A 15,508-nucleotide genomic window follows, 5' to 3' on the forward strand; every position below is an offset into this window, starting at 1 on the left:
GACGGCCCGGCTGCACTGTCCTGCGCAGCGGGGCTTCCGGAACGCCGGTGCCTTTTCAGGCACGTTCAGGCACCGGCTTTCAGTCTCCTCGCCTCGGGCGGATCCACGTACCCCGTGGATCCGCCCACTTTCTTTTTCGAAAGCAACTTTTGCGATTTGTGAGCTGGGGAAGGACTCAACCGTTACCGCCCTTCTCCACCAGCGCCAGAATGCGCCGGGCGGCGTCGGCCGGGTCGATGGCGGCGATGCAATGCGCCTCTGCCGCCAGACAGGACACGCTGCAGGGCTCCACCGCCGCTTCCGGCCGCAGCACCAGCACCCGCTCCTCCCGTCCGCCGGTCCAGGGCCGGAAGCGTTCCGGCGCGTGGAAATGGTTGGGATCGCCGCCAATGGGATGGCAGGAGAACACCGCCACCGGCACCCCCATCGCCGCCGCCAGATGGGCCGGGGCGGAATCCATGGTGACCGCCAGCGCCGCGTCCGCCATCACCGCGGCGGCGACACGCAACGGGGTGGCGCCGGTCAGGTCGGTGGTCCGTCCCGGCAGCACCGCCGCGATCACGCCAGCCGCCGGCCGCTCCTCCTCGGTGCCCAGCACGGCGACCCGCGCATCGAGCGCGCCGGCCACGGCGGAAACCACCGCGGCCAACCGGTCGGCCGGGTAGATCCGACGCGGGCTGGCGGCCCCCGGCGCCACCGCGATCAGCGGCCGGCCATCGGGAGGCCCGAGAAACCGCCGCGCCTGTTCGCGATCCTCCGCCGTCAGCGTCAACTCCAGCGGCCCCAGATCCGGCCGCGCCCCCAGCGCCTCCAACAAGGCGGCGTTCTGCTCCACCTCGTGCCGCCCCGGCGGCGGGTTCAGCGCCAGCCCATAGGCGCGGTCGAAGCCCTGGTTACCCTCCGCCTTCCACGGCGTCACCCGCTCGGAAAATCCGGCGACCAGCCGCGCCCGGCTGTTGGCGGCGAGCGTCGTCGCGCCATGGCGGTCGAAGTCGTAGCGCGGCACCAGCGCCAGATCGAAGCCGGCGCGGTAGCACTCGGCGAACAGCTTCAGCCCGCCGGGGGTGAGGCCGCGGAAATCGATGCCGCCGCCCTCCTTCGGCCGCGGGGCGATCACCCCGTCGACCCAGGGGCAGGTCACTGCCAGATCCGCCACCGCCTCGCGCACCGCCAGCAGGATGCGCGCCTGTGGTGCTGCGGCGCGCAAGGCCCGCAGGAAGGGGGTCGCCATCACGAAGTCGCCGGCCTCGTCCAACTTGACGACCAGGATGCTGCGGACGCTGCCGAGATCGCAAACGCTCATGCCCGCCCCTCCCCGTCCGCCACATTGAACGCCACCGGCGGAAGCCCGGCGCACCAGCGGCGCCACGCGGTGCGATAGCCGGCCTCCACCGCGCGGGCATAGCCGGGCTCGTCCATCAGCGCCGACCGCCGCATCCGCTCCCGCAGACCCTCGCGTTGCGCGTCGAGGAAGCCACGGTCGGTTGCCAGCCGCACGCCCTGCGCCAGATAGCCGTCATCGTCCCGCGTCACCAGCTCCGCCATCCCGACGGTTTCGAGCATGGTCGCCCCCCAGCGGCCGATCTTGGTCGGCCCGCTCTGGTTCAGCACCGGCACGCCCATCCACAGCGCGTCGCAGATGGTGGTTCCGCCATTGGCGAAGACGGGGTCCAGCGCCACGTCGATGGTGACGTAATCCTGGTACGGATCCGGGATGATGCCGCGCAGTTCCAGCCGCTCCGCCCCGATGCCGTGCCGGGCGAAGGCGGCCAGTAGGCGCCGGTCGGCACCGCCGCCGCTGCCCAGCCCCCGCCATTTCAGCACCAGCCGCGCCGTCGGCACCGCAGCCAGCAGCCGCGCCCACAGGGCGATGGTCGCGGCGTTCACCTTGGTGATGTTGTTGAAGGACCCGAAGGTGATGTGGCCGTTGGTCTCCAGCGGCGGCAGCGAGGGCGGCGCGAAGCCGGACTCCGCCGGGCGGTAGCACAGCACGCATCCCGGCAGCCGGATCAGCTTCTCCGCATGCAGGGCATCCGCCCCCGGCGGCGCCACGCGGGGATCGGCGATCTGGTAATCGACTGCGCCGAGGCCCGTCGTGTTGGGATAGAGCGGCAGGCTGACCTGCAGCGGCGCCGGACGGCGCGCCACCAGCGGCATGCGGTTGCGCGACATGTGACCGCCGGCATCGACCAGGATGTCGATGCGGTCCTGCCGGATCCGGCGGTCGAGGTCCTCGTCCGACAAAGCCGCCACGTCCCGCCAGCGGTCGGCCGCCGCCTGGAAACGCTCCGTCGTCGCATCGCGGCTGCGGTCGTTGTGGTAGCAGGTGACCTCCACCGCCCGGCGGTCGTGCCCCTCGATCAGCGGCAGCAGGAAATGGTAGCCCGGCCCCGGATAGCGCTGGAAGTCCGGCGACAGATAGCCGATGCGCAAGATCCGGTCCGGATCGCGGCTTTCCACCGCATGGGGCGCCGCCGGAACCGCCGGCAGATGCCGCTCGAAGACGCGATGCTCCCGGAAGACCTCCACCGGATCGGCGCGGTCGTCGAAGCACAGGCAGAACAGCATGTTGGAGCGGATCGCCGCATCGTCCGGCGCCCGGTCCAGTGCGGCGCGGAAGGCCGCCACCGCCTCTCCATGCAGCCCCAGCGCCATCCAGGCGACGCCCAGGTTGGAGTTGGCGAGCGCCAGCTGCCCCCCCTCCCGCTCCAGTTCCGCCAGTCGCCTCGCCCGCTCCAGCGGCGGAATCGCCTCCTCCGCCGCGTTGGCATCCAGCAGCAAGGTGCCGATGTTGACCCAGGCCGCCGCGTCGCCGGGCATCAGCGCCAGCGCCCGCCGGTGCCAGGACAGCGCCGCCTCCGGCTGCAAGGCCAGCTGGAAGGCGGAACCGGCGTTGGCCGCCAGCGCCGCGTCGCCGGGGGCCACGCGCACCGCGCGCAGGCTCCACCGCGTCGCCCCCGCCACTCCCAGCGTCGCCAGCGCCAGCCCAAGCCCCGACAGCGCCAGCCCGGAGGCCGGCGCCAAGGCCAGCGCATGGCGGTATGCCCGCTCCGCCGCCGCGGTCCGCCGGCCATAGAGCCGCCCGGCCAGCGCCAGCACCGGCTCGTCGGCCAGCGGATCCAGCCTCACCAGCCGCGCCAGCCACACCGGATCGCTTTCGGAAATGCCCAGGCTCCGCACCGCCGCCGGACGACCCGGATCCAGCGCCAGCAGCCGGCGCGCCGCCGCCAGGGCCCCCGCCCCGTCGCCTTCCTGCTGCCGGATCTGCATGCATTGTTCCAGCGGCTCCACCATCTGCGGCGCCAGCCCGGCCAGCGCGCGGAAGGCCGCCTCCGCCCGATCCGGCCGGCCGGCGTCGCGCAGGGCCGCTCCACAATTGAAGGCGGCCAGCACCCGGTGCGGCTCCAGCCTCGCCGCCCGCCCGTACCAGTCCGCGGCGTGCAGGAAGCGCCCGCAATCGTACAGCGCGTCTCCCAGATCCGCGGCGCTCCCGGCATCCGCCGGCTCCAGCGCCATCGCACGCAGCAGCGCCTGCGCCGCCGGTCCCTGCTGGCCCAGCCGCGTCCGCACCGCCGCCTCCATCCGCGCCAGCGTCGGGTCGAGCGGCGCCAGACGGGCCGCACCGCGGAAGGCCGTCGCCGCCTCCTCCCACCGCTCCGCCGCCTCCAGCAGCCGGCCCAGATTGGCATGGAAGACCGGCTGCTTGGGATCGGCCCTCATCGCCTGCCGGATCCGCTCGATCCCCTCCGCCAGCGCACCGGTCTGCGCCTTGATCAGGCCCGACAGGTGCAGGGCGTCCGCCTGCTTCGGCAGCCGCTTCAGCACCTGCTCGTAGAGCGTCGCCGCCTCGGCCAGTTGCCCGTTCTGGTGATGGGTGACGGCACGGGTCAGAAGTGCCTGTGCGTCGGCGGTGCCCGGCGGGCGATGCGGCGGGCGATGGTTCGGTTTCATCCGCTGTCGGCACTCTCTGGTGGTCCGGCGGATAATGCTGGCCGCCATGGGGCGAATGCAACATTGGCGATCGGTCATCCGGCGGCGGGACAAGCGCCAGTTCGCGCTGCCGTTCGGCCAATGCCGCTTCGCGGGCGCGGGTGCGGCGGCGCTGCTCCTCGGTGCGGGCGCGCAAGTGCTGTTCCTGGCGCAGCCGGCCGGCCAGCCGCTTCAGATCGTCGGCGGCGCGGCTTTCCGCCGCCGGCGGCAGGGCGCCCAGCGCCTCGCGGAAGTCGCCCTGCGTCGGAAAGCGGCTCCAGCCGCTGCGGAACCCCGCCCACACCGCCTCGAAGGCCGCCATCCAGCGGTCGGCCGGCCAGCCCGCCATCGCCCGCACGTCGGCCTCCAGCAGGTCGGCGTCGGGCAGCTCCAGCGCGAAGCGCTCGGCCAGCTTCTCCAGGCCGATCAGCACATTCTCGATGCCGATCGCCGGCGTCAGGGCGCCGATGGCCTGCTCCACCCGGTCGGCGAGCGCGCCGATCTCCTCGGGCGACAGATCCTGCGTCTCGAACCGCAGATCCGCCGCCTCAAGCCTGGCCAGCGAGGCGAAGGCGCAGGGCTGCGAGGGTTTCGCGGTTGCGGCCGGCGGCATCGGACATGGAGTTTGCGTATGGGGGGCCGGCACGCAAGGAAGACGAGCGGCGGTCATGGCGGGGCTCCCGGCGGAACTGAGGGGTGGAGGACTGGGGGGAAGGGTTGGAGACTGGTGCGGCCGGCTTATCGACTGGCTCTTCGGCCGGCGCCACCAGCTCGCGGGCGATCCAGCGGCGCCAGGCGGCCCCCGGATCCGGCGGGCGGTAGCCGTTGCGGCGGTGCGCCTTGCGGCACCAGGACACGAACTTGGCCGTCACCCGGCCGGCATCGACCTCCGGACGCTCCAGTGCCGCCCAGGCCAGATCGCCGGCATCCGGCTGCCAGTCCGCCGGCAAAGCCTCGTTCCGCCGATCCATGTCCCCATCCGAGGGGGAGGAGGAGGATTCAGGATTCTGGGAATCCAAGGAAATGCCGGCCGGCGAACCGCTGCTGTCAGCCGGCTGACAGGACATGCCGGCGGTAAAGCCCTCCATCCCGGCCAGCTGATAGGCGAACCCGCGCAGGCCCCGACGCGGCTTGGCGCAGACCAGCGCCGCCGCCGTATCCTGCGACGCCTTCTCCTGCAGGCCTTTCAGCACGGCATTGAACCAGGCGCGGCTTTGTCCCAGCTCCTCGGCCAGCTCCCCTTGCGTGGCGGTGCAGACACCGTCGCGGTCGGCATGGGCATAGAGCGCGGACAACACCGCGATGTCGGCGGCCTGGATGCCGGGCACGGCGATCCAGCGCCTGTACATGTCGATGTATGGCTTCATTGCGTTACCCGTCTGTCGGTCGATCCGTGGACGGGCGGAGACAAGGGAATGGCGTCAACGGACTCACTCTTGAATCCGCTTGGCTTTGCGGGCCTGCCCTGCCATCATGGAGTCGCCAAACCGCCAGATGTGGGGTGCCCGGGTTTCCCTCGGTCTCCTCCGTCCGACACGAAGGGCCCGGAGCAATCCGGGCCTTTTGTGTTTGCGGAGATCGGTTCTCCGTTACCTCATGCTGCTCGGTCCTTCAAAAAACACGGATGCAAACACCCGTGGCGCCGGCCAGCATCTGGCAAGGGCGCATGTCGATGGCGTAAGGGCGGTTTTCGCCCGTTTTTTGAAATGTGTACGTGCCGTCGCGCATCTGTCCACGGTCTTGGAAAAATCGCCCGCCGGCGGCATTTCGCGGACGCTCGACGGGATTCTTACGGAGGAATCAACCACTTGGGCCGGAGTTGCCGCGGCCGGCCGCCTGCAAGTGTCGCCGTTGTGCCGAAAGATTCGGGTCCAAACGTCGCCGTTGTGCCGAAAGATTCTTGGACATCGGCAGTGTGCGGCGGCCAGATCGCGACGTCGAACGTCGCCGTTCTGCCGAATGATGGAGCGGATCTCACCCCTCCCCCACCCTGCCTGGGATGGAATCGGCGGGGAATCGGGCGGGAATCGGCCCTCCAGCGGATCGTCCGAACGTCGCCGTTCTGCCAGTCAAAGGCCATCCAGGGGGGCATTCGAGCGCCATCACGGGGTGGAGCGGCTACAATAATCCAATGAAATCAACATATTGCCTGCCCGCCTCCCCTCCCCTCCCCCCTTCGGCACGGCAGAACGCAGACGTTGGCGCCGCCATCGGCCGGCGGCAGCCGCTCCGCCGCCGCGGCATCGCCGGCGTCCGCCCCCCGACCGGCAAAACTGGCAGAACGGCGACGTTCGGCCGGTCAATCCGCCCCGATCACGGGAATCTTTCGGCAGAACGGCGACGTTTGCGCCGGCAGTGTGGAACAGGGCGGCAGGCTTGTGGATTATGGCTTGGACCCCTTCAAGCCGCACGGGACCCGCGGAGAGATCGAATGACCCAGACCACCAACGCCGAGCTGCTCGACCGGCCGCTGCAATTGGCTCTGCGGCTCGATTCCCCGCTGACTGGCGATGTCCAGAACGACCGCCACATGATGGTCTACAGCCTGTTCGGCCTGTCGAAGGACAAGGCGGAATCGCTGCCGACCTATGATGACGGCAAGGTGCGGATCGAGGTGCGGGCGCCGAAGAACGTCGGCGTTGCGACGATCTGGGACAAGGCGGTGCTTCTCTACGCCATCTCGCTGCTGCGCGAGAAGATGGAATCGGGCAAGGGGCCGTCCAAGCTGGGCGAGCTTCACTTCACCACCAGCGATCTCCAGCGCATCGTCGGCAAGACCGCCGGCGGCAGCGCCTATGACAAGATCGAAGGGGCGCTGGAGCGGCTGCAGGGCACGCAGATCAAGACCAACCTGGAAACCGGCGGGGAGGGCGAAAGCGGCGCCTTCTCTTGGATTTCCGACTACAAGCTGCTCTACCAGCGCAAGAAGGACGGCGAGCGGGCGGTGCGCGGGCTGAAGCTGACGCTGTCGGGATGGGTCACCCGCGCGGCGCTGGGCCACAATCTGCTGAGCTATGACGACCAGTATTTCGCGCTGAAGCCGGTGGAAAAGCGCCTCTACGAGATCGCGCGCGCCCACCTTGCCCGCGGCCACGCCTTTTGGATGGCGCTGGAACCGTTGCGCAAGCGCGTCGGCTCCGACAACGATTTGCGCAAGTTCAAGAACGCGCTCGGCCCCGTGCTGGCCGCCGACCGCATCCCCGGCTATGGCGTCCGCATCGTCGAGACGGCGGAATACAAGGAAACGATGAAGGCGCGCGGCGCCGTTCAGGGCCGCGTGCTGAACGCCGAGTTGCCGGTCCTGTTCTGGAAGAAGGACCAGGGCCAGCCGGAAAACTGGATCGACGTTCCCAAGGTGGAATACGACGAAACGGTGTGACCTCCCTGCCCCTCCGGCCACGCCCGTTTGGTAGACACCCGTTGCCGGAGTCGCGACGACTTGCTAGGGTCGCTGCCAACCGGTGCCGGGGCAGGAGGACGGGGCGTGACAGGGGAACAGTTGAAGGCGTTGCGGGAACGGCGCGGCCTGACCCAGACGCAGATGGCGGCATACGTCAATGAATTGACCGGCCGCAAGTATGACAAGCAAAGGTTGAGCAAGTGGGAAACCGGCAAGGAGGCCCTGCCCCGCGACCTGCTGGGACGGCTTCTGCTGCTGGATCTGGAACGGCCGGAAAGCGCCCTGCCCCGCCGCGGCACCACCGTCGCCGTCGGCCTGCAGAAGGGCGGCACCGCCAAGACCGCGACCTCGATCAACCTCGCCTTCATCCTGGCGCGCGCCGGCAACCGCGTCCTGCTGGTCGATGCCGATCCGCAGGGCAACGCCACCGTCCATGTCGGCGTGCCGCAGACCGACGTGGTGGCGCTGACCGAGGCGGGGAAGGTTCTCTATCATGCGCTGATGGGCAAGACGCCGCTCGACGCGGTGATCCGTCCGACCAGCGTTGAGGGGCTGGACGTCGTTCCCTCCAGCATCGCGCTGGCGAGCGCCGACACCGAACTTCCCGGCAACCTGACCAACGCCCAGACTGCGCTGGCCGAAATGCTGGACGGCGTGCGCGAGCGCTATGACGTGATCGTCATCGACTGCGCCCCGAACCTCGGCGCCGTGACCATCAATGCGCTGACCGCCGCCGATTACGTCCTGGTGCCCTGCCAGGCGGAGCCGCACGCAATCCTCGGCGTCAGCGCCTTCCTCGACACCGTCGCCAAGATCCAGCGTCGCCTCAACCCGCGGCTGGAGGTGCTGGGCATCCTGCCGACCATGGTCAACCCGCGCCAGACCCAGGACCGCTCGTCGCTCGACGACATCCAGCGCCTGTGGGGCGACAGCCGCCGCGTGTTCCCGCCGGTGCCGCGCGCCACCATCTACGCCCAGGCCGCGGGCGCCAACGTCATCACGCTGGATGCCGACATCGGCGCGCCGGGGGTGGAGAGCTATGCCGCCATCGCCTCGGCTCTGCTGACCGCCATGGGCCGCCTGCAGGAGACTGTCGATGCCGCCTAAGAAGCTGACCCGGCAGACCGCCGCCACCGTGCTCCAGGCCAAGGAGGCCGGCTTCGCCGCCGAGACCGACCGTATGTTCGGGTTGAGCGGCGTGCTGCCCCGGCTGGTCGAGGTCGATCTGGACGCCGTGGAGACCAATCCCGGCCAGCCGCGCACGGTGTTCGACGACGAGTCCCTGCGCTCGCTGGCCGACTCCATCGCCCGCCATGGGTTGCAGCAACCCGTGCTGGTGCAGGAGGGGACGGAGAAGGGCCGCTATCGGCTGGTGGCCGGCGAACGGCGGCTGCGCGCCCACCGGCTGCTTGGCCGCGGCACCATCGCCGCCATCATCACCAAGGGGCGGCCGGAAGAGATCGCGCTGATCGAGAATGTCCAGCGCGTGGACCTTGACGCCATCGACCTCGCCCGTGGCCTGTCGCAGCTGATCGAGGCGCATGGCTACACCCAGGCGGAGGTGGCGGCGGCCGTCGGCTGTTCGGAGGCCGAGGTATCGAAGCGCCTGAAGGTGCTGCGCCTGCCCGACGACATTCTGGCCGACTACCGCGCCAACCCCGACGCGGTGTCGCGCTCCGCCCTTGTCGAACTGGCTTTCGTCGAGGACGAGGCGGAACTGCGCCGGCTGTGGCAGACGGCGCGCACCGGCGGGCTGACGGTGGGTGCGGTGCGGGCGGCCCGTCCGGCGGCGTCCAGCACGGCGGAGCCGCTGCGGGTGCTGGGCAAGGCGATCAACCGGATGGACAAGGACCTCGCCGCCATCGACACCGTCGCCCGGGCGTTGCAGCGCGAACACCGCGAGCGGCTGCAGGCCCTGCGCGACCGCATCGACGCCCTGCTGAACGCCTGAGAGTTAGGCTTTCGGAGAAAAGCGCATCTCCCTCTCGCCCGCTCACCCGCAAACTTCGTTTGCGCTGACGCGACAGGCGGACCTCCGGTCCGCCGAAAGCGGGGAGAGGGTCAGGCGGTGTCGGCAAAGGGAGGCGGGTTAAGGAAGCGATCCTCATTTGTGCTGGCTGGGACGTTATGAACAGACCGACGTGCAATGGTAACTGCTGGGGCCGCAGCTTCCTCCCCGAAAACCTCAGACGGCAGTCCGAATTGCTCTCACCGGCGCACGATCAACGGCATGCTGTGGCTCGCCCGCATGCGGCGGGCTCTTGGCCGTTTGCGCGGCGGCTTCGCGACCAAAATCCACATCCGCGCCGAAGGCCAAAGTCTGCCGGTGATCTTCGCCCTGTCGGGCGGTGAGGTGCACGACAGCAAGGTGCTCGCCACACTCAAGGGCACCGGCTGGATCGAACGCTGGGGTGGGGACGCTCCCGCCTCAAGCCCGACTGGTTCGCGCGCTGGGAGTTCGTCTTTCAATCCAAGTACGCGGCTTATCTAGAACCTGATCGAGTTCTGGTGGAGGAACCTGTACCTCCTGGCGCTCAAGGGTCGCCGCTTCGAGACCTGGGCCGAAATCGCGCGGGCGGTCGACCGTGCGATCGCCTGCTGGAAACAACACAGGCATCTCTTCATCTCGGGCCATCGGCGTCGACATCGGGCACCGCGTCGTCCCGTTGTCGCCTTTGTCCCAGCCCCCTCGCGGATTTGGCGGATGCAGCACTCAGTTCTGTTCGCCCATTCGGAGGGGCGGACCCGATGGCGGGGAAATGAAGCCTGTTCAGTTTGATTTTGTGGATCGGCTGCGGGCTTTGGAGCTGTTCAGCGCCACAGCGGCACGAACGAGCGTCTTCAACGCCTCCTCGTCGATGTGTGCGCCCTCGTGAAAGTCGATAGCACGCCTTGTATTCCCGTCAAGACTGGAGTTGAAGAGGCCAGAAGGATCCATCAGAGCCGCCCCCTTGGCGAAGGTCATTTTCACGACGTTCTTGTAAGTCTCGCCCGTGCAGATCAACCCAGCGTGCGACCACACCGGAACGCCTCTCCACTTCCATTCCTCGACGACGTCGGGATCGGCTTCCTTGATCAAAGCCCGGAGCCGACTGAGTATTTCACCCCGCCAGTCGCCCAACTCCTTGATTTTCGCATCGATCAACTGAGACGGAGACATGCCTGTCGGCGACTCACCCTTCTCCATACCCGTTTCCCCTGTCTGGCGCCGAGGCGTCATGGTTTCCGACTCAGCTTTGAATTGCACCGGCAGACTTCAATCCATCCATGCCAATTCTTCTCCGGGGACGCAAGGGGGCGCAGCCCCACTTATCCTGTCTCGTCCCTTGTCCGCTCTCCATTGGGCTATGTTGGCAAAGGTCAAAGCCATAGGATGATTGCGGCGATGGCGATCACTGCGAGATTGTTGGCGGCGCGCTTTTCCTATCGGGGCATGCCGTCGATCATGCGCCGGTGAGAGCAATTCGGACTGCCGATGGGAGGTTTTTGGGGAGGAAGTAGCGGCTTCAGCCGCTCCCGCTGTGCGGCGGTCAGATCAAGACGTTCCAGCCAGCACAATGGAGAACGGTGCACCTTGCAGCATCATCGTGGTGATGACGACCAATGCTTTCGATCACGAAAGCCTGTCATGGTTGTCTTGGCGCCGCTCCACACCCCTTGGTTGCTTTCGATTGCGAAAGCCTCTGGCGCTCGGCCAGGGTGACCGCCTGCCCTGTCGCATGGTAAGGATCAGTGACGGGACCATCGACGTTACGGATCAGCGATGCCGGCGGTGCAGAGACGACAGTTCCTAGGATTGCTCGGCACGGCCGGTCTGGCCGGCGCCCTGCCGTGGCCGGCGATGGCCGCCGCCCCTGCCCTGCGGATCGGGCTGAAGTCCCTGCCCGGCGCGATCAACCCGCTGACCGTCAACGATTTGGTCGCGCGTCAGGTCCTCGGCTCGATGTATGAGAGCCTGACCACGGTCGATCCCCAGGGCCGCATCCTCCCCGGCCTCGCCACCGCCTGGGAGGGGTCGGAGGATGCCCGCCGCTGGCGGCTGACCATCCGCGACAACGTCACCTTCCACACTGGCCGTCCCCTGACCGCCGCCGACGTCAAGCGCAGCTTTGAGGCGGCCCTGGCCGGCGACGGAGCCAACTTCGCGGTTCTGGCCCTGTCCAAGGTGCGGGGCTTTCGTGAGCTGCGGGCGAAGACCGCCACCGGGCTGTCGGGCATCACCGTGGTAGACGACCGGACGCTGGAGGTGGTCTGCGACGAACCCTGCGCCGTCTTCCCCTTCGCCCGGCTGAACATCGTCGATGTGGAGGCGGCGGAAAAGGCCGGTCCCAACTGGTTCCGCACCATGTCTGCCGGAACCGGCCCTTATCGGCTGCTGCAGTCGAACGACGGCATCCGCATGGATGTCGAGGCCAATCCCGGCTGGCGCGGCGGTGCGGTGCCGTTCGAGCGGGTGTCCTTCCTCGCCACCGGCATCGGTAATGACGGCATCACCCTGTTCAACGACAGCCAGATCGACTTCACCTTCGTCGACACCGACGCGCTGCGCGGGGTGATGGACGATCCCGGCTTCAAACGCTGGCTGTCGAGTGTGCCGCGCATGCAGATGCGGGTGGTCGCGCTCGATCCCCGCCGGGTGAAGGCCTTCGCTGATCTGCGCGTGCGCCGGGCGATGTCGCTGCTGATCGACCGCCCCGCGATGGCGGAACGTTTCTTCCGTGGGGTGGCCGCCGTCCACAAAGGCATCGTTCCACCGGCGTTGCTGTCGAACGAAAAGCTGGAGCCGCTGGCCTACGATCCAATGTTGGCGAAGCGGCTGCTGGAAGAGGCGGGATATCCGGAGGGCCGCGGCATCGACCCCTTCCAGGTCGCGGTTGTTCCGGAATACCGGCGGGAGTTCGTCTATTACGTCTCGCAATGGAACAATGCCGGCATTCCGGCGAAGCTGGTGGTCTCTCCGCGCCAGGAGTTCATCTCGCGATCCCGCCGGCGCGACTATGATTCCTTCCTGTTCGGCTGGACCGCCACCTACCCCGACCCGATGAACTTCCTGGACGAACTGTTCAGCAGCCGCAGCCGCTTCAATCCGGTCGGCTGGTCGAATGCGAAGTTCGACGATCTGATCGAACAGGCGATGGCCATCCCCGATCCCGGCCGCCGTGCCGAGGTCTACAAGGACGCCGAATGTCTGGTGATGAACGACCTACCGGTGATTCCGCTGGTGGTGCCGGACTATGTCGCGCTGCGCGGCAATGTGCTGAGCGAGAATTTCATCACCCCATTCGGCGGCCTGAACTTCGGCTGAGCCGGCGAGGGGGCAGGGTGGCGTGACCACATGAAAAAGCCCCTGTCCGCTGCCGGACAGGGGCTTTTTGCCGAAGTCTGTGGCGGGTCAGGCGGCGCCCTGCGACCGCGCTTCGCGGAGACAATCGGCCGGCTTGGCCTCACGGAGGCAGTCGGCCTTCGCAGCTTCGCGCAGACAATCCGCAGTCTTCGCTTCACGCAGGCAATCGGCCTTTGCGGCCTCGCGCAGGCAGTCAGCTTGCGCAGCTTCCCTCAGGCAATCCGCAGCCTTGGCCTCACGGAGGCAATCGGCCTTTGCGGCCTCGCGCAGGCAATCCGCCTTCGCGGCTTCGCGCAGGCAATCGGCGTTGGCGAACAGCCCGGCGCTGTCGGTGCGGGCGGCGGCGATGCGCTCGGCTGGGATGGTGACGCCGTTGTGGTGCAGGTATTCGCCATAGACCGCCTCGCAGAAGCGGAAATAGGCGCGGGTGTCGGCGACGATGAACTCGTGCCACAGATCGTCGCAAGCGGCGGACTGCGGGACGATGTCGCGGTCCGGATGCTCGGCGCAGGCCAGCAGGAAGTCCTTCAGCTGGGCCAGGGCGATCCCGGACGTGCTGCGGGTCATGCCTGAGGCGACGGCGCGTTCGACCACATAGCCGAAGTCGAAGCCGGCGATGATGTCACGGGCACGGGTGGTGTCGGTCGTGGTGGCGCCGCGCATGGAATCCTCCGAGGTTGCTTTTTTTGCCCTTGGACAGGGTTGCAGGACCGTCCGCGGGCGCAGCCCGATTGTTGTGCCACAGCACAGCGGGATATGTGAGATAATTTTGGTACTAAACATCCGGCTCCCGGCCGATGCCGTCATTCGCTCAGGGTCTTATGCGGAGAGGCGATGTCGAGCGGAAGCGCCGCCACCGGCCGCCCGGCCGTCATCTGCTCCACCAGAGCCGACAGCCGGTCCGGCATGATCGGCTTGGCGGCGACGGTGACGCCCATCGCCGCCGCGCGCGCCGTCACCGCGCCATCCAGCCGTCCGGAGATCAGCACCGCCGGAATGCGCAGTCCCAGCCGCCGCCAAACCGTCTCGATAAAGTCCAGGCCATTCTCGGTGGCCGACAGGTGGTAATCGGCGATCACCGCGTCGGGCCGGACGGTGCCGTCCTCCACCGCGCGCAGACCCTGGGCGACCGTGGAGGCGCCGGCGACGCGGTGCCCGGCCGTGGTGAGGAACATCGAGATGGCGGACAGCACGAACTGGTCGTCGTCGATCACCAGGATCGCGATTTCGCCGTCCTTCGCCGGCGCATCGGCCAACGTCGCGACCGCCGCGCCATTGGCGGTAGCCAGGGCGGGGGCGGCAGCCAGGGCAGGGGCGGTAGCAGGGGACAGGGCTGGAGCCGGAACGGGTGACAGGGCAGGGGGCGCCGGCTCGTCCGCCGTGCTGTCCGGACCGGCAAGTTCCACCGGCGCCAGCGGCACGGTGACCGAGAAGACCGAGCCTTTCCCCGGCGTGGAGCGCACCTTGACCGGGTGGTCCAGCACGGTGGCCAGCCGCTGGACGATCGACAGGCCGAGCCCGATGCCGTTGTCGCGGTTGCGCTCCGGGTTGCCGATCTGGTGGAACTCTTCCCAGATGGCGTCCAGCCGGTCCTCCGGAATGCCGATGCCGGTGTCCCGCACCTCGATGATCAGGCAGCCGCCGGATTCCAGGCAGGCGACCTGCACCTGGCCGGAGTTCGTGTAGCGGATCGCGTTGTCGATCAGGTTGCCCAGCAGCCGCAGCAGCAGCACCCGGTCGGTCATCACCGCCGCGCGGTATTGCGGCACGGCGAATGCCAGCCCCTTGCCGCGGGCGACCGGGCCATATTGCGAATCCAGCGCCTCGAACAGGTCGGCGACCTCATGCACGGCCTTGTTGGCGGTGACGCCGCCGGCATCCAGCCGCGACACCTCCAGCAACTCGTCCAGCAGCTGCTTCAGCGTCATCACCACCTGTTCGATCTTGCGCGCGGACTCCTCCACCTTCGGATTGGGGGCGGTGGCGCGCAGCATGGCGGTCAGCATCAGCAGCGACTGGGCGGGCTGGCGCAGGTCGTGGCTGGCGGCGGCCATGAACTTGGCCTTCGACGCCACCGCCTGCTCCGCCCGCTCCTTGGCGGCGCGCAGGTCGATGGCGTTCTGGCGAAAGGTGCCGAGCGCCTTTGCCATCCGGCCGATCTCGTCGTCGCGGTGGCGGACCGGCACGGTCACCGTCACGTTGCCGGCCGCCAGATCGTCCATGGCGCGGGTCATGCCGGCGATGGGCAACGTCATGCCGCGCGTCGCCCAGATCACGCCCAGCACCACCAGCAGAAGCGTGACGGCGCCGATCCCGCCCAACACCAGCACATGGTGGCGGATGGCGTCGTCGGTCGGCCCGGTGTCCAGCCTGACCAGCAGGGTGCCGATGTTGCGGGCGGCGCCGCTGCGGTCCTGGTGGATCAGCGGCACCGCCGCCACCGTGGCCGCATCCCCTGCGCCAATGACGGCACCCGGCTTGCGGTAGACGGTGAAGCGCTCGCCATGCGTGCCCAGGATCACCGCCTCGGCGAAGCTGTCGATCGAGCGCAACGGGTTCAGCGCCGTCGCCGCCTCTTCGGGGTCGAGGTCCCACAGCGCGTTCGTCACCTCGTCCAGCACGATGCGGGTCGCCATCTCCGCCCGGATGGCCAGTTCGGCCCGGGTGTTGCGCACGTCGGCCTGGATCAGCACGATCATCGGCACGGCGACCAGCACCGACACCAGCAACACCGCCGATGCCGTCGTCCGGGCGACCAGGCTCCGTGAGAAGATCTTCAAGAACATGCCGAAGCC

At 68.5% G+C, this 15,508-nt stretch carries 11 protein-coding genes; 5 read left to right on the forward strand and 6 right to left on the reverse strand.

All coding sequences use genetic code 11. The features are described 5' to 3' along the window. Positions 1 to 175 precede the first annotated feature (175 nt). The 3 genes from FZ938_RS20040 to FZ938_RS20050 form a co-directional block, all read right to left on the reverse strand. Positions 176 to 1,303 (reverse strand): glycosyltransferase family 9 protein, encoded by a 1,128-nt coding sequence (locus FZ938_RS20040; protein WP_149200200.1) that lies wholly within the window; start codon positions 1,301 to 1,303, stop codon positions 176 to 178. Next, complete coding sequence (locus tag FZ938_RS20045) at positions 1,300 to 3,951, reverse strand: tetratricopeptide repeat protein (protein WP_174757509.1); 2,652 nt, start codon at positions 3,949 to 3,951, stop codon at positions 1,300 to 1,302. The genes FZ938_RS20040 and FZ938_RS20045 overlap by 4 nt, the downstream gene beginning before the upstream one ends. A 566-nt stretch (positions 3,952 to 4,517) precedes the next feature. Then, positions 4,518 to 5,336, reverse strand: coding sequence for a MarR family transcriptional regulator (locus FZ938_RS20050; protein ID WP_149200202.1), 819 nt, complete (start codon positions 5,334 to 5,336; stop codon positions 4,518 to 4,520). A 1,064-nt stretch (positions 5,337 to 6,400) separates the two neighbouring features. Between FZ938_RS20050 and FZ938_RS20055 the strand changes: the two genes are divergently transcribed. The 4 genes from FZ938_RS20055 (at position 6,401) to FZ938_RS30665 (ending at position 9,860) form a co-directional block, all read left to right on the forward strand. Continuing rightward, positions 6,401 to 7,348: a replication initiator protein A gene (locus FZ938_RS20055; RefSeq protein ID WP_109153386.1), complete on the forward strand. Its 948-nt coding sequence runs from the start codon at positions 6,401 to 6,403 to the stop codon at positions 7,346 to 7,348. 105 nt (positions 7,349 to 7,453) lie between these two features. Then, positions 7,454 to 8,476 carry an AAA family ATPase gene (locus FZ938_RS20060; protein ID WP_109075141.1) on the forward strand — a complete coding sequence of 341 codons (1,023 nt, stop codon included), beginning with the start codon at positions 7,454 to 7,456 and terminating at the stop codon, positions 8,474 to 8,476. After that, complete coding sequence (locus FZ938_RS20065) at positions 8,466 to 9,320, forward strand: ParB/RepB/Spo0J family partition protein (protein ID WP_149200203.1); 855 nt, start codon at positions 8,466 to 8,468, stop codon at positions 9,318 to 9,320. The genes FZ938_RS20060 and FZ938_RS20065 overlap by 11 nt, the downstream gene beginning before the upstream one ends. Positions 9,321 to 9,599: 279 nt before the next feature. Continuing rightward, positions 9,600 to 9,860: a hypothetical protein gene (locus FZ938_RS30665; protein ID WP_174757508.1), complete on the forward strand. Its 261-nt coding sequence runs from the start codon at positions 9,600 to 9,602 to the stop codon at positions 9,858 to 9,860. Positions 9,861 to 10,139: 279 nt separating this feature from the next. Here FZ938_RS30665 and FZ938_RS20080 read toward each other — a convergent pair whose 3' ends face one another. Then, positions 10,140 to 10,556 carry a DUF1801 domain-containing protein gene (locus tag FZ938_RS20080; RefSeq protein WP_149200204.1) on the reverse strand — a complete coding sequence of 139 codons (417 nt, stop codon included), beginning with the start codon at positions 10,554 to 10,556 and terminating at the stop codon, positions 10,140 to 10,142. Positions 10,557 to 11,132: 576 nt separating this feature from the next. Here FZ938_RS20080 and FZ938_RS20085 point away from each other — a divergent pair. After that, a complete protein-coding gene (locus tag FZ938_RS20085; protein WP_149200205.1) occupies positions 11,133 to 12,674 on the forward strand; it encodes an ABC transporter substrate-binding protein in 1,542 nt (513 codons plus the stop codon). A gap of 87 nt (positions 12,675 to 12,761) precedes the next feature. Here FZ938_RS20085 and FZ938_RS20090 read toward each other — a convergent pair whose 3' ends face one another. Then, positions 12,762 to 13,376 carry a glycine-rich domain-containing protein gene (locus tag FZ938_RS20090; protein WP_149200206.1) on the reverse strand — a complete coding sequence of 205 codons (615 nt, stop codon included), beginning with the start codon at positions 13,374 to 13,376 and terminating at the stop codon, positions 12,762 to 12,764. A gap of 140 nt (positions 13,377 to 13,516) precedes the next feature. Further along, complete coding sequence (locus FZ938_RS20095) at positions 13,517 to 15,499, reverse strand: ATP-binding response regulator (protein ID WP_149200207.1); 1,983 nt, start codon at positions 15,497 to 15,499, stop codon at positions 13,517 to 13,519. Positions 15,500 to 15,508: the final 9 nt, after the last annotated feature.

This window comes from Azospirillum oryzae (genome assembly GCF_008364795.1).
In the GTDB taxonomy this organism is placed as follows: domain Bacteria; phylum Pseudomonadota; class Alphaproteobacteria; order Azospirillales; family Azospirillaceae; genus Azospirillum; species Azospirillum oryzae.